The organism is uncultured Cohaesibacter sp. (assembly GCF_963556055.3).
Taxonomy (GTDB): Bacteria; Pseudomonadota; Alphaproteobacteria; order Rhizobiales; family Cohaesibacteraceae; genus Cohaesibacter.
Window position 1 is genome coordinate 144572 of the sequence record NZ_CAUVYE020000005.1, and the last position, 17336, is coordinate 161907.

Here is a 17336-nt window from a genome sequence, read left to right on the forward strand (position 1 = left end):
CAACGTTTGAGGAAATGGAACGCGTCAATCGTCAGATTGCTCGTCGTCACAAAATCAACTCCTTCATCCGTTATATCCTACTTTTCATAGTCGGAATCATCATGCTCTATCCGCTGATCTGGCTGATCGGGGCATCGTTCAAGACCAACTCGGAGATTTTCTCCAACCCGGGCTTCTGGCCGCAAAACCCAACGGTCAGCGGTTATGTCAAGGGCTGGCAAACCTCCACGCCTTACACATTCGGGCATTTCTTCTGGAATACCTTCCTGATCCTCATCCCGAAAACCATCGGGACCTGCATCAGTGCTGCACTCGTGGCTTACGGCTTTGCCCGCTTCGAGTTCCCCGGCAAGCGTTTCTTCTTCTCCATGCTTGTTGCAACGCTGCTGCTGCCAAACGTGGTCACCCGTATTCCTCAGTATCTGTTGTTCCGTGACCTTGGCTGGCTCGATACCTTCCTGCCGCTCTGGGTGCCTTCGGCCTTCGCACAGGACGCATTCTTCACCTTCATGCTGGTGCAGTTCTTGCGTGGTATTCCCCGCGACATGGAAGAAGCGGCCCGCGTTGATGGTGCGAACACCTTGCAGACACTGTGGTACATCGTAACCCCGCTGCTGGCTCCGGCCCTGATCTCGGTCGCCCTGTTCCAGTTCATGTGGACCATGAACGACTTCCTGGGCCCACTCATCTATCTGTCATCGGTCGACAAATTCCCTGTCTCCCTGGCACTTAAACTTTCAATTGACACGACTGAAGCCTTCGACTGGAACCAGATCCTGGCGATGTCCGTGCTCGCAATTACGCCTGCGTTGGTCGTCTTCTTCATGGCGCAGAAATACTTCATCGAAGGCATCTCAACTGGCGGGGTTAAAGGTTAAATCATGGCACACCTTCAACTTAAGAAACTCGTAAAAAAATACCCAAACGGATTTGAAGCTGTCCACGGCATCGACCTTGACGTCAAGGATGGTGAGTTCATGGTGCTGGTTGGCCCATCGGGCTGCGCAAAATCCACCACGTTGCGCATGATTGCCGGTCTTGAATCGGTCACGGCTGGCGAAATCCGGATTGGCGAACGCGTTGTGAATACTCTGGTTCCCGGTCGTCGCGGCATCGCGATGGTGTTCCAGAACTATGCGCTTTATCCGCACATGAAGGTCCGCAAGAACCTTTCCTTCGGTCTGCGTCTCGCAGGCCGTCCGAAAGACGAAATCGAGGCAGCAACCAAGGAAGTTGCCGAGATTCTCGAAATCGAGGCCCTTCTTGATCGGCTGCCAAAGGAATTGTCCGGTGGTCAGGCTCAGCGTGTGGCTCTTGGTCGTGCGCTCATCAAAAAACCGGAAGTGTTCCTGTTTGACGAACCGCTCTCCAACCTCGATGCCAAATTGCGCGCTTCCATGCGTGTCCGCATCACGGACCTGCATCGTCGCCTGAAAGAGGAAGGCCGTCCGGCAACCGTTATCTATGTGACCCACGACCAGACCGAAGCCATGACCATGGGCGACCGCATCTGCGTCATGAAAGAAGGTCACATCATGCAGGTTGCCGATCCGGTAACTCTTTATGACAAACCGGAAAATGCCTTCGTTGCAGGCTTTATCGGCACACCAGAGATGAACCTGATGAATGCCCAGCTTTCCATCGCCGGGTCTCACACTCTGAAAATCGGCAATCAGACCATTTCTCTTGCCGATGAGCTTGCCTCACGCATCAAGGCTTCGGCAGACGATAGCGAAGTGATCCTGGGCATCCGTCCGCAGCATTTCCATCTGGCTCCGGAAGGAACTGCGGATACGCTCTCGGGTGAAGTCACTGCCCTCGAATTCATGGGCCATGAGGTCTATCTGCATGTGAATGTCGAAGGCAATTCTCTCATCGCGGTCATTCCGGGTGAAGAATATGATCCGACCAATGTTCGTGGCTCCAAAGTATGCCTGAAAGTGAATGAGTCCCGTGCTCACGTTTTCGATCGTGAAAGCGGCAAGAATATCTCCTTCACTTAGGCCCCGAGCTGATTTTGGCGGGTCGTTGCCCGCCAGAATGCAAACCTTGTCTGCGGTCGTTATTCCCTCCGCGACCGCAGACATTTTCTGGTCTCCAACCGCTTTACAGGAACGAGCATCTTGAAACGCAGGGCTTCTTTTCTGACCATATTGGCCTCCGCAACGGCGCTTTGCACCGCGGCCAGCGCAGCCGAGCTTCGCATGACCTGGTGGGGCGGCAACAGCCGTCACGCAGCAACGCAAGCCGCCCTGCAAGCCTGTGGTGAGAAATATGACCACACGGTCAAAGCCGAGTTCACAGGCTGGAAGGGCTATCTGGAAAAACTGACCACTCAGCTTGCGGGCGGAACTGAAGCAGACATCTTGCAAGTCAACTGGCCGTGGTTACCACTCTTCTCCCCCAAGGGCGACGGCTTTGCTGATCTCACCCTGTTTTCAGACATTATCGATTTGAGCCAATGGTCGGGCGCTGAACTGTCTGCGACCACCATTGATGGAAAATTGAACGGTTTACCCCTCGCCACCACCGGCCGGGTTTTTCTATTCAATCAAGCCGTTTTCAAAAAGGCCGATCTGCAACTGCCGAAAAACTGGAATGAACTGGTCGCTGCGGCAGAAGCCTTTCAAGACAAGTTAGGCCATGATCATTATCCGCTTGAGGTGACAGAGGACAATCCGGTTCTGATTGTCATGCTTGTGGCAACCCAGAAAACAGGCAAAAGCCTTGTTGATGCCAAAACCAATCGCGTTGCCTGGAGCATAGAGGAACTTTCTGAAGCGATTGATTTTTATGGCATGCTGGTTGAGAAAAAGGTCACGCGTCCATGGAAAGATTGGGCCTCTGAAGGATATATCAAGCTTTATAACAGCCCCAACTGGGAAGCCGGTAAGATTGCCGGTTCCTATGAATGGGATTCCACCTATTTCAAATATGCCGATCCTTTGAAGGATGACGATGCGCTGGTTCCCGTTCCGATCCTGAAAATCGATGGCGCGGTGACAGAAGGTGTCTTTCGCAAGCCCTCGATGGTGTTCTCCATCTCCAAGCGGAGCGACAATCAGGACGCAGCGGCTGAAATCGTCAACTGCCTGCTAAATGAAAAGGAAGGCATTGAAGCGCTGGGTGCCACACGAGGGCTGCCAGCGTCGAGAATTGCACTCGCAACGCTCAAAGAAGCAGGCAAGATCGCGCCGGAGTTGGTGGCTGCGAATGACCTTGTCATGACAGGAACTGGCCCTGAGGTCTCTCCTCTCAGCGAACATCCCCGTATTCGGGACGCGTTTAAAGACGCGTTAGAAATGTACGCCTATGGCGAGTTCAGTTCTGAACAGGCTGCGGATGAAATCATCTACAGCATCAATGAGATACTCGAAAAGTTCGATCCGTGATTTTTCGAAAATAATGACGTTGGGCGGGTCTCTCGCCCAACCAACCATAGAATAGATCTTTCCAGCCTGCCCGGCCTGCCGGTTTGCTGGAAAATTCCTGACCCAAAAGGATTTGGCAATTCCGCACTCGACAGATCGCGGGAGTTGCTCAAGATGAGCGAGAATATGAAATGACTATCACCGTGTCGGCCATCACCGCGCGAACAGTAGCTCTTTGCCTCAATTTGGATGGAAAATCCAAGTTCTTTTTGCCGCAATCGAGTGCCTGGACGCTTAAAAAGGCTGCTGAAGTCATACGGTCAGGAGAAACCGACCGGGTGATAACGTTCCTTGATTGTCTGGAGCCGTCCTCGAACTATGTCTTTGAATTGGCTTGTGGTGAGCGTATCTCATTCAGGACAAAGGACTGTAACGGACGGATCGTCATCTCGGACCATGGCGCAAGCACGGATGCAGCCAACAACGCAACCGCAATTGCCGATGCAATTGCCAAGGTTCCTCAAGGCGGGACGCTCGCTGTTCCGGCCGGACGCTTCCTGACGGGGCCCGTGTTTCTCAAAAGCGATATGACGCTGCATCTTGAGCCCGGCGCAGAGCTGGTTTTCATCACGGACCGTAGCCAGATCGAGATCCTGCCCGCCCGCTCTGACGAAGGCGAAATGCTCGGTTCCTGGGAAGGATTGCCCGATGCGTGCTACGCGTCTGTGGTCACGGCCATTGGCTGCGACAATCTGGCAATCACCGGCTCGGGCACGCTTGACGGATCTGGCGCACAAGGAGACTGGTGGGAATGGCCCAAGGAACGACGCGATGGCGCAAGGCGCGCCCGCACTCTGTTCCTCAACAGCTGTACCGATGTCGAGGTGTCCGGTATCACTGTTCAGAATTCTCCATCCTGGACGGTTCATCCGCTCTATTGCCAGTCGATCCGTTTCGTTGGCCTTGCCATCAAGAATCCGGCCGATTCTCCCAACACCGACGGGCTTGATCCCGAATGTTGCGATGAGGTGTTGCTTGAAGGTATCCATTTCACGGTTGGCGACGATTGCATTGCGATCAAGGCCTGCAAGCGAGCCGATGACGGCTCGGACGATCACATCCGTCCTTGCGAGCATCTGACCATCCGCCACTGCTACATGGAGCGCGGCCACGGTGCTGTGGTCATTGGCTCGGAAATGAGCGGGTCGGTCCGGCATGTCACGATCGAGCATTGCGAGTTTCTGGGCACTGACCGTGGCTTGCGCATCAAGACCCGGCGTGGACGCGGCGGCGAGATTGCCTATGTGCGCTGTCACAATATTTCCATGCAGGATGTCCATTCGGCCATTGTGGCCAACGCCTTCTATTTCTGCGACCATGACGGTCGTTCCGAGTGGGTTCAGTCACGCGATCCCTATCCTGTCGATATTTCGACCCCCTCTATCCACGATATCGAGATCAGTGATCTTTATATCCGCAATGTCCGGGTTGCAATTGGCGCCTTTTACGGCCTTCCCGAAATGCCAATTCGCTCCGTTTCAATTCGCAACATTCATGCCAGCTTTGATGACAGCCAGACGGGTGACGTCCCAGTCATGGCGCTCCACGTTCCGGTCTGTCACCATGTTGGTTTTGCCTCGGAGAATGCGGACCTGCATTTTCTGGACGGGCATGAATTTTTTCCTCTCTCCACCGAACAAGAATAGGCAGAGATATGTTGACCACCTACTTCCACCATTATGCCGAGACTTACAGCGCTTATAAAAGTGGCCCCATATGCTATGAAGATGGCTGCCTTTATCGAGGCCTGATCACGCTTTTCGAGGCGACGGGTGAACAGAGCTGGCTTGATTCCCTTATCGCTTTTGCAGAGAAACAGGTCGCTCCGGACGGAACGATGACCGGCTATGTCCTTGAGGAATATAATATCGACAATATCCTCTCCGGCCGGGCCTTCCTCTATCTCTACAAGCAGACCAAGGATGAGCGCTATCTCATCGCGTGCGATACACTGCGCGAACAGCTCAAGACCCACCCTCGGACCGAGGGCGGCAATTACTGGCACAAGAAGCGCTACCCCCATCAGGTCTGGCTCGACGGCCTCTATATGGGCCTGCCGTTCCAGATCGAATATGGCTTGTTGAAAGAAGATGAAGGCCTGGTCAACGATGCTTTGCGCCAGCTGGAAAACGCGCTTGAAATAATGGGTGAAGGCCAGAATGGCCTTTATGCTCATGGTTATGACGAGTCACGCACGCAGCTTTGGGCCGATGACAAAACCGGTCTTTCGCCAGCTCACTGGGCTCGCGCAATCGGCTGGCTCTGCGTTGCCCTTATCGACATTTGCGAAAGAGTCGGCGAGAAAAGGATGGGCGATCTCTATGGCAAGGCCAGTGCCCTGTTCAGCAAGATCGTCACCCTGCAAAGCGAAGAAGGGGCATGGCTGCAAGTTATCGATCAGCCGGATCTTGAAGGCAACTATCTGGAAAGCTCCTGCTCTGCCATGTTCAGCTATGTGCTTTTGAAAGCGGCCCGTCTCGGCATGACCGAGGCCTTTGTCGCTCCCGGTCTCAAGGGACAGAAATATCTCGAGCAGTTGGTTCTCGCCAGTGATCCGATCAACCCTGTGATGCCAAAGATCGTCTGCGTGGCCGGACTTGGCGGCTTTGACGGCAATTACCGCGATGGCTCGCCATCCTACTATGTCAATGAGCCAATCAAGCCCGATGACGTCAAGGGCGTTGGCCCGTTCATGATGGCAACCGCCGAGAAGATCCTTCTTGAAAAATAAAATCGGCTGGCGGCCCCTCTCCCCCAAATGAGAGCCGCCGGTTACATAATTACCCGGCCAGTGGCCGGGCTCCTTGGAAACCCGGATCCTTGAGCCCGGGTTTTCTTTTTATCTGGATGGCGCTGATCCATTGCCCTCGCTGATGAGATCACAAGGCACACATCCATCCGAAGCGTGAGAAGAGATCAGGCAATAAAAAAAGCCCCGCCATGACCTGCGGGGCTTCAGTTTGACTAGCTTTATCATTGGGTTCCGTCTGCTCTTTCTCATACGCCCCGACCATCTTTCCGGCCATGACCTGCCGGAGGGGCAAGATTGAGCGAGACTGAGGAACCATGAAGGCCGTGAAATCGCTTCGCCACCACGGGTGGAGGTCGGAATGACGAAGCGACTAAGCCTCTGCCCTTAATCAGGCTTGCTTTTTCTTTTCCGCCTTGAGCGGAACAACACTTGCACTTTCTTTTTCGCTCTCGGTTTCGATCTCTTCCCTTTCATAGGCTTCGACATATGGACGGCCATAGTAGCTGTCCAGCATCACCTGTTTGAGCTCGGAGATCAGCGGGAAGCGCGGGTTTGCGCCAGTGCACTGATCGTCGAACGCTGCAACAGCCAGTTCGTCAATCTTGGCAAGGAAGTCAGCCTCATTGACGCCCGCTTCCTTGATGGATCCCGGAATTTCGAGATCCTTTTTCAATTCCTCGATCCAGGCAATCAGGTTTTCGACCTTCTGCTGTGTCCGCTCACCGCCAAGACCAAGGTGATGGGCGATCTCTGCATAGCGGGCCCGAGCCTTGGGTCTGTCATACTGTGAGAAGGCCGTCTGCTTGGTCGGCATGTTGGTGGCGTTGTATCGTATCACGTTGGATATCAACAAGGCGTTCGAAAGACCATGTGGCAAGTGGAAAGCTGCACCGATTTTATGCGCCATGGAGTGACAAACCCCAAGGAAGGCGTTGGCAAAGGCGATCCCTGCAATGGTTGCGCCATTGTGGACCTTTTCACGGGCCACCGGATCATCCGCACCATTCTTGTAGGCGGATGGCAGATATTCCTTGAGCAGTTTCAGCGCCATCAGGCCCTGGCCGTCGGAATATTCGTTGGCCATCACGGAGACGTAGGCTTCAAGGGCATGCGTGACCGCATCGATGCCGCCGAAAGCGGTCAGGGATTTGGGCATGTTCATGACCAGGTTTGCATCGACAATTGCCATGTCGGGGGTCAGTTCATAATCAGCCAACGGATATTTCTGGCCACTGACATCATCGGTAACAACCGCAAAAGGCGTAACCTCGGAGCCGGTTCCCGACGTGGTCGGAATGGCGATGAACTGCGCCTTCTCGCCCATTTTCGGGAACTTGTAGATGCGCTTGCGGATATCCATGAAGCGCAGCGCCAGATCCTTGAACTTGGCGTCCGGATGTTCATACATCACCCAGATGACTTTCGCAGCATCCATGGGCGAACCGCCACCAAAGGCCACGATCAGGTCGGGATTGAAAGAGTTTGCCTTCTCCAACCCCTTGCGCACGTCGGAAAGGGTCGGGTCAGCTTCCACCTCGAAGAAAACTTCAACATCAACGTCCCGCGATTTCAGCAGCGCGACGGTTTCGTCCAGATAGCCATTCATGTAAAGGAACCGGTCGGTAACGAGCAGAGCCCGTTTCTTGCCCTCGATATCCTTGATGGCTTCAGCAAGGCAGCCGCGACGGAAATAGATGGATTTCGGAACTTTGTGCCAAAGCATGTTTTCCTCGCGTTTTGCGACGATCTTCTTGTTGATCAGGTGTTTTGGTCCCACATTCTCGGAAATCGAGTTGCCGCCCCAAGAGCCGCATCCCAAGGTCAGGGATGGCGCCACATTGAAGTTGTAGAGGTCGCCGATGCCGCCTTGGGAGGATGGCATATTGACCAGAATACGGGCGGTTTTCATTTTCTCACCGAATTCCTGAACGCGTTCGGGATGACGGTCCTGATCGGTGTAGAGAACGGATGTGTGACCAATACCGCCAAGGGCGACCAGATCAGCAGCCGTTTTTGCGGCGGCCTTATAGTCCTTGCGGCGATACAGTGCGAGGGTAGGAGAGAGTTTTTCGTGAGCAAAAGCTTCGTCCGCGACGCCTTCAACCTCGGCAATCAGAACCTTGGTATCAAGCGGAACCGTGACACCGGCCAATTCTGCAATCTTGACGGCGGACTGACCAACAATCTTGCTGTTCAGATGGCCATCGGGGAATACTGTCTTGCGAACGGCGTTGATCTCGTTGGCTTTGAGAACATAGCCGCCATAGTTTGAGAAGCGATCTAGAACGGCCTCATAGACCGCATCGACAACGACAACCGCCTGTTCGGAGGCGCAGATCATGCCATTGTCAAAGGTTTTGGACATGAGGATCGAGGAAACCGCGCGCTTGATGTCTGCATATTCGTCGATCAGGACCGGAGCATTACCGGCACCAACGCCAATGGCGGGCTTGCCGGAAGAATAAGCGGCCTTGACCATGCCCGGACCACCGGTCGCAAGGATCAGGTTGATGTCCGGATGACGCATCAGCGCATTGGACAGATCCAGAGTTGGCTCATCGATCCAACCGATGATACCATCGGGAGCACCGGCCTGAACAGCAGCCTCCAGCACCAGCTTGGCAGCGGCGCAAGTTGCTTTCTTGGCGCGCGGATGCGGGCTGAAGACAATGCCGTTACGGGTCTTGAGAGAAATCAGCGCCTTGAAAATGGCGGTCGAGGTCGGATTGGTGGTCGGAACGATACCGCAGATCACGCCGACAGGCTCGGCGATGGTCATCGTGCCACCAAAATCGTCCACTTCAAGGATGCCACAGGTCGGTTCATCCTTGTATTTGTTGTAAATATATTCAGAGGCAAAGTGGTTCTTGATCACCTTGTCCTCGACAACTCCCATGCCGGTTTCCTCGGCGGCCTGCATGGCCAGCGGGATGCGTGCATCGGCTGCCGCAAAGGCTGCATAACGGAAAATCCGGTCAACTTGAGCTTGGGAGAAAGTGGCAAATTTGGCCTGCGCTTCTTTTACGCGGGCAATCTGAAGATCCAGCTCTTCTGCATTGGTAACAGGCATTTGTTACTCCATTTTTGGCACAGTTCCATCGTTCCGAGACATCGGATGCTCGGTCGATTTCTTGTACCTTGGTGATTGTCACGTGCCCGAAATGGGTGCCACGCGCCCCGCTCCAGCGAAAAAACCGCTTCTGATTGCCATTTAGCGCGATTTTTCTCTGCCGTGCGTGGTTCGATGCTCTTGGCGAGCAAAGATCACGGCCGCCTTAACGGTGCCTGTAGTTTATTATACTATCGACCTACGCAAACTACGTTAATATACTTATCGCAATCAGGAAAGAAGAAAATTGCACTTGCGATCATGGCTGAGGTTGCGACAAATGGCTGCTACGCTTGCACTAACAAATTTTTCCAAATTGAAAAAAGCTGTGACCAATTTTTCCTAGCAGTTCTCAAACGAGGACTCTTTGCCGATTTCGTCCACCCCCATGCACCTAACGCATACATGGCATGCATCAAGAGATTAGCTTAAAGGCTCATTTTTGGCTGAAATAGGTCAATGAGCCTTACCCTTTCAAGTGGCGTATTTCTGCCTTTATGGCAGGAAGATGAGAGCGACGCTGACGCAGTATTGTCAACCTTTTCGGACGCCCGGGCAAAAGCGTGAAGCCGTTGTCGGAGAAAAGCCGATCTCCACCATGATGGTAGGTTACAAAGAAGGCTGGCTTGTTGGTCTCCAGCCGGATTTCGACATTCCCCAGCGCGTTGGTGCGTTCTTTTGCCGTGATTTTCGGCTTTTCCAAGCGGTAGTTTTTGAAGGGAAGCGGCCAATAATCATTTTCGCCAAAAATGAATTGATCCTCGTTCTGCCAGGTGATGTGAAGGAAGCTATCCTCGCCAAAGATCCCACTGTCAATTTCGGTGACCGTGATGGCCCGATCCACAGGAATGGTCACATCGAAATCGCCAAGACTTTCCAGCGCTCCGGACAAGGAAATGCGCTCAAGCTGAATGGTGATGGCGACCGACTCAGGACTGTCATTGACAGCAAAAAGCTTGACCTTGCCGCTTTCGGTATCGGGTTGGGCGGTCACCAGAACCGGCGCAAAAAACCGCCTTGCGAAATATTGGGTGAGTTTCCAGCCGCCGCCATATTCCAGGCTTGACCAGCTGGCAACCGGCCATGTGTCGTTGAGCTGCCAATAGAGCGTGCCCATGCAGCGCGGCTTGTTCGAGCGCCAGAATTCAATTGCCGTTTTCATTGCCATGGCCTGACTTATCTGACTGAGATAAGCCATGTCGTCAAAGCCATCGGGAAAACGGAAATATCGGGCTATGGTTTCAACGATGCGGCTGTTTCCGCCCTCATTGCGCTGATGGACATCCATCACGGGTGAGGAAATATTCCGGTCCTCAGGCTCGGTGAAGCTTTCAATCACGCGTATGGACGGCAGAGACTGGAAACCGAATTCGGAACAGAAACGCGGACGCACGGTACGATAATGCTCAAAATCCTTGGCCGAGTGCCACACATCCCAGAAATGCATGTCACCAGCGGTATCATCATGCCAGCCATCGCCAAAGTCGAGTGGACCACGAGAGGGGGATGACGGCCAAAATGGCACATCGAGTTTCTCTTCGCTGACGATTTCCTGCAAGGCGAAATTCAGCCGGTCATACATGGCCAGATAGCGATCACGGTCCTTCTTGCTCTCGTCGAACCAGCTTATGGCTCCCACCAGTTCATTGTCGCCACACCAGAGCGTGATGCACGGATAGCACGAAGCGGCACGCACCTGCTGCCGTGCCTCGGCTCGCACCAGATCGAGCCAGTGGGAATTGGCCGCAGGGTAGAGATTGCAGGCGAACATGAAATCCTGCCAGACCATCAGACCAAGCTCTGAACACAGATCATAGAACCAGGGCGCTTCATATTGCCCGCCACCCCAGACCCGGATCATGTTCATGTTGGCCTCAACAGCCGAGGTCAACAAGTCCCTTGTGGCCTCCGGTGTCGCGCGTGCCGGCAGGGCGTCGGCGGGGATCCAGTTCGCCCCACGGGCGAAGATTTCCCGCCCGTTAATGCGGAAGGCAAAGCGGTGGCCGACCTCGTCCCGGTCGGTTACAAGTTCAACGGTACGAAGCCCGATGCGATGGGTTCTTGTCTGCCCGTCCAGCATGACGGAAAGATCATAAAGAGCCTGCTCACCATGGCCCGCAGGCCACCAGAGACGCGGGGCGTCGACCCTGATTTCAAGTGTGGCCTGGCCCCTGCCCGGCCAGACCGTGATCAGATCGCTGATAACCCGGCCGTCAAAATTGGCAGCAAGAGTGAATTCGCCCGGCTCGAACGCCTCATAATGGACGGTAAGCAAAAGGGTGACCCCGTCTTCATGATGGCTCTGGCTGACCTTGAGATCATCAAGGCGCAACTTGTTGAGCCGTCTCAGCTTCACAGAGCCATAGATGCCGATTGGAGACAGGGCAATATTCCAGTCCCACCCGGCGTGACATTGGGGTTTTCTGAGAAAATTATAATGCGGGATGCGGCAGTTCCAATGAATATAGGGAACGGGAAAAGGGAATTTTTCCTCAAGCGCATGAGCCAGCTTGCTGTTTGACAGGAACAGCACCGTTACCTGATTCTCTCCCGCGACAAGATGGGGGCCAGCGTCGAAATCATAACGCAGAAATGTGCTCTCGCAGCGCCCGATCTGGGCATCGTTGAGGAAGACAAGCGCGTGGCAATCGACACCTTCCAAAGTGAGAACATGGCGTTCGGAGAGGTCGCCCTTGAAGTCGAACGTCTTGCGTGCGATCCATTCACTTTGGTGGATCCAGTCGAGGCTTTGCTCGGTATCGCGCCAGTAAGGATCAGTGATTTCCTTCTCCGCCAGCAATGCCGAGTGCACATCGCCAGGAATTGCAAATGGCACAGAGACCGTGTTGTCCGCCTTGCTCAGCGTCCAGCCATCATCAAGAGACTGTTCCGCATCGATTGTTGAAATTTGCTGTGTCATCAAACTGCCTTCCCCGCTCCAAGCGCCGTCATTGCAATCGGGCAGTCTCAGAATAGTTTGAAAAGGCACGCTTGGCCACAAAGGAGCAGCAGTCTTAACAGCGTCAAAAAGAACAATGAATGCAAGTCTGAAGACAAGCCCGGTCTGTCACCTGTTCTGCAAGTGAAACGCGAGCGACACAATGGTGCGCGTCAACAGCTCACAAGCAAGCCGCAACGCAGGACCAACGGCATCCCCTGCACATGGCGAGCAAGGCAAGATCAGCATCGGCATTCATTTTCTGGAGGAAGGCACGGCAGATTCGTCAGAACCGGCGGATGGACGCCCAAGGGGGGCATATATCTTCGCCTTCATGGGAAGCGAGAGCGCCCTCTTTTTGTGAGGGCTACCTCGTTTTCTTCGGACTGATCAGGATCAACCGGGCCGGAATTCGCAAACCCCGCTCAAGGGGTATCGTGCCTAGCGGTCACGGTTGAAGTCGTTCATCAGGCCCATGATGAAAAGGTCCTGCTGGCTTGGCTGACGGCCATTTTCCACGTCGTTGGAAATGCGTGCAGCAGCAGGGATCGTACGGAATACGGAACCAACGGAATCGGCAACATTTTTAATGCTATCAAACATATTTCTATCTCCTGAGAAGAGTTAATCACTCTATTTTTGATAAGCTGAAGATAGTATATCCGAAGCCAAGCAAAAAGTGCTTATCTCAAAATTCTACTATTCCCAAAATGCATACCTCGCGTTTTTTGCGTAAAAACAACCTTTTAGACACACGTAGAAACACGCACACATTAAAGAGTTGTCCGTTTTGGAGGCTGATTGATCGTCAAGTCAGGCAGGGGCCTGTCCCACGGGGCGACGAAGACAAGGGTTGTGTGCCCGATGTTGCCCTGAGCCAGCGAGGATGTTCCCTTGTCGATCGTCAGGGCATTGGGGTTGCCATGCACTTCCAGCGGTTTGCCATCCACGTCAACCGGATCAAACCAGGCTCCGGTTTGAAGGGCAATGCAATCCTTGCGCAATTCGGCATCAAAACGCACACCGGCCAACGCAGCGCCACGGTCGTTGAACAGCCGGACAATCTGCCCTTCTTCTATGCCACGCAGTCTGGCGGTATCGGGATGAAGACGACAAACCTCCCGCCCCTCTATCTTGTCGGAAAGAGATTCGGACCCCCGGTCATTCTGGCTATGCAGGCGCGTGTCCGGTTGAGCGGAAATGAGATGCAAAGCCCCTTCGGGCGCGTCAACAAGGCTTTCTACCGGTTTCATCCATGCCGGATGCCCCGGACAATCCTCAAGGCCGAAAGAAGCAATCGTTTCGTTGTAGAGCGTGATCTTGCCGCTTTCTGTCTGCAATGGATTGGCGTGCGGATCGGCGACGAACGCCTGCATGGAAATGCGGGTCTCATGGTCCCCCTCGAGCATGACACGTCCCTGCTGACGGAAGACATCGAAATCTGGCAACGCCATATCCATCCCGGCGACCAACTGCTGTGACTGTTGCCACAAGAGGCGCAGCCAGTCTTCTTGCGAACGTCCTTCGGTGAAGGCCTCTTCAAGCCCCATTTTGGCGGCGATGAGACGCAGGATTTCGTGATCGTCCAGAGCCTCGCCCATCGGCTCATGCACCGGTAACATATGGATCAGCGACGGCTCGGTCTTGCTGAACATGATGTCTGTACGCTCCAGCGCGGTGGTCGCGGGCAGGACGATGTCGGCCCGACGCGCGGTCGCGGTCCAGCTATGTTCCATGACAACCACGGTTTCAGGTTTTTGCCATGCTTTTTCCAGGCGGTTCAGATCCTGATGATGGTGATAGGGATTGCCACCAGACCAGAAGACCATGCGAATATCGGGATAGCGCCGCATCTCGCCATTATAGGGATAAAGCCCGCCGGGATTGAGCAGCATGTCGGCAATGCGCGCAACGGGAATGAAATCATCCACCGGGTTGGTCCCTTGCGGCAGGGATGGCCAATGGATGTTTTTCGTTGATCGGCCGATGGAGCCGACGCAGCCATAGCCGAACCCGTAACCGGTTCCGGGTTGCCCAATCTGTCCCAGCATTGATGCCAGAGCAAGACCGGCCCAGACCGGCTGCTCGCCATGATCGGTGCGCTGCACCGACCAGGAGACATTGATCATGGTCTTGTTGTGCGCCATGTCGCGGGCCAACTGACGGATCGTGTCCGCAGGCATGTCGCAGATCTTTCCTGCCCAGTCGGCACTCTTGGGCTCACCGTCCGTCTCGCCCAGCAAATAGGCGCGGAAGGCTGGCCAGCCGGAGGTGTATTCTTGCAGGAAGTCTTCCTTGTGCAGATCCTCGATGAGCAGACTGTGGCAGAGCGCCAGCATCAGGGCCGTATCGGTACCGGGGCGCAAGGAAAGCCACTCGGCCTTTGGCATGTCGCTCTTTTGCGGGCTGACATTGACAAGCCGCCCCTTGAGCTGGCCGAGCCATGTCTCGGTCTGATGGATCGCAGCCCCGGAGGAAGAGACCTGCGCCGGGCGCCCGGAAATGCCACCGAAAGCAACCAGCAGGGTGCAATGCTCGATGATGTGAGCCCAGCTGGTCATGCTGTCCTGAAAATCGCCCTGCGACATGCCGGTGATATGGGGCAGGATAACCTCTCCGGCAGCATGGGAGTAGGTCTCTCGCGCCTTGACGAAACCACCAGCGAGATTGAGGAAACGTTTGAGCTGGCTTTGTGCATGGTGAAAGCGCCCGGCACTGGCCCAGCCATAGGAACCACCATAAATCGCCTTGTTGCCATGGGTCTCACGCACGCGAGTGAGGTCTTCGGCCACGCGGGTTGCCGCCTCATCCCATGACACTTCCACGAACTCGTCGCGGCACCGGTTCTTGCCACCGTCCCCTTCGAGCCAGCCCTTGCGGATTGCGGGGCGCAGGATGCGGCTCTTTTCGTCCTTCGAGGCGGAAAGCCAGCCCTTGCCGATCCGGGACGGATCAGGATCGTCGCTCACTGCCTTGAGTTGATTGTCCGTGATTTCGTAGGCACCCCAGTGGGCAGCGGTATATTTCATGGCCGGAATCCTGTTTCGAAGGCTTTGAGAGATCTAACCGCTAGCATTTTGCACGCCCCATTAGCAAGCGGTTGGAAAAATCCCATCGGGATGCTTATATAAACAAAAATACTTAGCAACCGATGGATCTTGCAGGATCGCCCGGTTGCCAACCCCGACTGGGACAAGATGGATCACTTAAGCCGCCCCTCCCCGATCTTCTGCTTTGAGCATAGTTTTGCCCGTGAACTGGAAGGGTTTTATGTGCCCTGGCAGGGAGAACAGGTTCCCAAGCCGCGTATTGCGCTGTTCAACGAGCGGTTGGCTGCCGATCTGGGGCTTGAGCTTGACGGGTCAGAGCCAGAGCTGGCAGGCTATCTTGCGGGCAGTGTTGCCCCTCAAGGCTCCGAGCCCATCGCGCAGGTCTATGCGGGTCATCAGTTTGGCAGCTTCTCGCCCCAACTCGGGGACGGCCGGGCCTTGCTGCTTGGAGAATTGCTGGACAAGAACGGAACCCGCCTTGATCTCCATCTGAAAGGGTCGGGAAGAACTCCCTTCTCTCGCGGTGGCGATGGCAAGGCTGTCCTGGGGCCGGTTTTGCGTGAATATGTCATGGGCGAGGCCATGCATGCACTCGGCATCCCGACAAGCAGGGCTCTGGCGGCAACCACGACAGGCGAGATGATCCGCAGGCAGGGCCTCAAGCCCGGTGCGGTGTTGGCGCGGATCGCCTCAAGCCATATCCGCGTCGGCAGCTTTCAGTTTTTCGCAGCCCGTGGCGCGTGGGCCAAGGTGCGGCAGCTGGCCGATTACACGATCGATCGCCATTATCCAGAATTTGCCGGTATGGATGACCGTTATCTCCTGTTCCTCAAAGCCGTCTCAGAGCGTCAGGCGAATCTGATTTCCCAATGGATGGGGGTCGGCTTTGTGCATGGGGTGATGAATACGGACAATATGGCCCTTTCCGGCGAGACCATCGACTATGGCCCCTGCGCTTTCATGGAAGCCTATGACCGAGCGGCGGTTTTCAGCTCCATTGATCAACAGGGACGCTACGCCTATGGCAATCAGCCCTCAATGGCCCAGTGGAATCTGGCGCGTTTTGCAGAAAACCCTCGTACCCCTGATCGACCCGGAAAACGAGACCCGTGCCGTGGAGCTGGCCACCGAAGCCCTCACCGGTTTCATGGACAGTTTCAAGACGGCATGGTCCAGCCTCATGGGCAGAAAGATCGGGTTATCCTTCACCAGGCCCGGCGACATTGCGCTGATCAATCAGCTCATGGGCACGTTGCAAGGCGAAGGGGTGGATTTCACGCTTTTCTTCCGCCACCTGAGCGAGGGTGATCATGGGGAGACCGGCAGAAGCTGTTGCAATTGTTTGACGATGAAGAGGCGATCCTTCGCTGGCTCAGAGACTGGCAAGACCGGTTGCAGGAAGAGGCCCGGTCTGTCGAAGACATTGCAGAAGGGATGAAGAGGGTCAATCCGCTCTATATTCCACGCAATCACCTGGTCGAGGCCGCCCTTGCGCAGGCTGAGGACTATGCGGACTTCGGCCCGGTCAAACAGTTGCTTGCCGTTCTTGAAAAGCCGTTTGAAGAACAAGCCGGGCGCGAAGATTATGCCAGCCCCGCCCCGAAAGCCTTCGGGCCTTTCGTCAGCTATTGCGGCACATAAATCGGGCTTGAGAAAAAAGCGCAAGCTCGGAAGTTCACGACAGCGGACCCTCGAAGATCCTGCGGCGGGCATTGCGAATATGTTCCTGCATGCGCATTTTGGCTGCATCCATATCGCGGTTGCGGATGGCATTGAAAATGCGGTGATGCTCTTCCTGCACGACCACGCGACGCGCCTGCTTGCTTCTGATGGAAAGATTGCGCGAAATGTCCATCGCCTGCAAGGACACTTCTGTCAGGGCCTGAAAGGAGCTGACGAAGAAATGATTGTCCGATGCTTCGCAGATGGCGAGATGGAAACGATAATCCTCTTCGGTTTTCATGTCGCCTGTCTCGATGGCGTCATCCATGCGTTTTAGCTCGATTGACATCCTGTCAAGATGATCCGCCCCGGCACGCTCAGCGGCGAAATAGGC

At 54.9% G+C, this 17336-nt stretch carries 10 protein-coding genes and 1 pseudogene; 6 read left to right on the forward strand and 5 right to left on the reverse strand.

Annotated features, from left to right (window positions below; translation table 11 throughout):
• The first annotated feature begins 14 nt into the window (after positions 1–14).
• From ACHZB8_RS01415 to ACHZB8_RS01435, 5 genes are all read left to right on the forward strand, one after another.
• Positions 15–878, forward strand: coding sequence for a carbohydrate ABC transporter permease (locus ACHZB8_RS01415; protein ID WP_316858237.1), 864 nt, complete (start codon positions 15–17; stop codon positions 876–878).
• Between the two features lie 3 nt (positions 879–881).
• Complete coding sequence (locus ACHZB8_RS01420; RefSeq protein WP_316858222.1) at positions 882–2003, forward strand: sn-glycerol-3-phosphate ABC transporter ATP-binding protein UgpC; 1122 nt, start codon at positions 882–884, stop codon at positions 2001–2003.
• Positions 2004–2123: 120 nt separating this feature from the next.
• The gene (locus ACHZB8_RS01425; protein ID WP_316858223.1) at positions 2124–3392 is read left to right on the forward strand and encodes an ABC transporter substrate-binding protein; all 1269 of its coding nucleotides are present in this window, start codon (positions 2124–2126) and stop codon (positions 3390–3392) included.
• A 170-nt stretch (positions 3393–3562) separates the two neighbouring features.
• A complete protein-coding gene (locus tag ACHZB8_RS01430; protein WP_316858224.1) occupies positions 3563–5077 on the forward strand; it encodes a glycoside hydrolase family 28 protein in 1515 nt (504 codons plus the stop codon).
• A gap of 8 nt (positions 5078–5085) precedes the next feature.
• The gene (locus tag ACHZB8_RS01435) at positions 5086–6162 is read left to right on the forward strand and encodes a glycoside hydrolase family 88 protein (RefSeq protein ID WP_316858225.1); all 1077 of its coding nucleotides are present in this window, start codon (positions 5086–5088) and stop codon (positions 6160–6162) included.
• Between the two features lie 409 nt (positions 6163–6571).
• On the opposite strand, the gene adhE is transcribed toward ACHZB8_RS01435, so the two are convergent.
• The 4 genes from adhE to ACHZB8_RS01455 all read right to left on the reverse strand — a co-directional run bounded on the left by adhE (position 6572) and on the right by ACHZB8_RS01455 (position 15259).
• Positions 6572–9253, reverse strand: a complete 2682-nt coding sequence (gene adhE, locus ACHZB8_RS01440) for a bifunctional acetaldehyde-CoA/alcohol dehydrogenase (RefSeq protein WP_316858227.1) — start codon at positions 9251–9253, stop codon at positions 6572–6574.
• 505 nt (positions 9254–9758) lie between these two features.
• Entirely contained in the window at positions 9759–12212 is a 2454-nt protein-coding gene (locus ACHZB8_RS01445; protein WP_316858228.1) for a glycoside hydrolase family 2 protein, read from the reverse strand.
• Between the two features lie 459 nt (positions 12213–12671).
• Positions 12672–12833, reverse strand: a complete 162-nt coding sequence (locus tag ACHZB8_RS01450) for a hypothetical protein (protein WP_316858229.1) — start codon at positions 12831–12833, stop codon at positions 12672–12674.
• A 170-nt stretch (positions 12834–13003) separates the two neighbouring features.
• On the reverse strand, positions 13004–15259 hold the full coding sequence (locus ACHZB8_RS01455) for a molybdopterin-dependent oxidoreductase (protein WP_316858231.1): 2256 nt from the start codon (positions 15257–15259) through the stop codon (positions 13004–13006).
• A gap of 168 nt (positions 15260–15427) precedes the next feature.
• On the opposite strand from ACHZB8_RS01455, the pseudogene ACHZB8_RS01460 reads away from it, so the two are divergent.
• Positions 15428–16921 (forward strand): annotated as a pseudogene (locus ACHZB8_RS01460) (YdiU family protein).
• Positions 16922–16955: 34 nt separating this feature from the next.
• Here ACHZB8_RS01460 and ACHZB8_RS01465 read toward each other — a convergent pair.
• A partial coding sequence (locus tag ACHZB8_RS01465; protein WP_316858233.1) for an FCD domain-containing protein occupies positions 16956–17336 on the reverse strand: 381 nt, incomplete at its 5' end.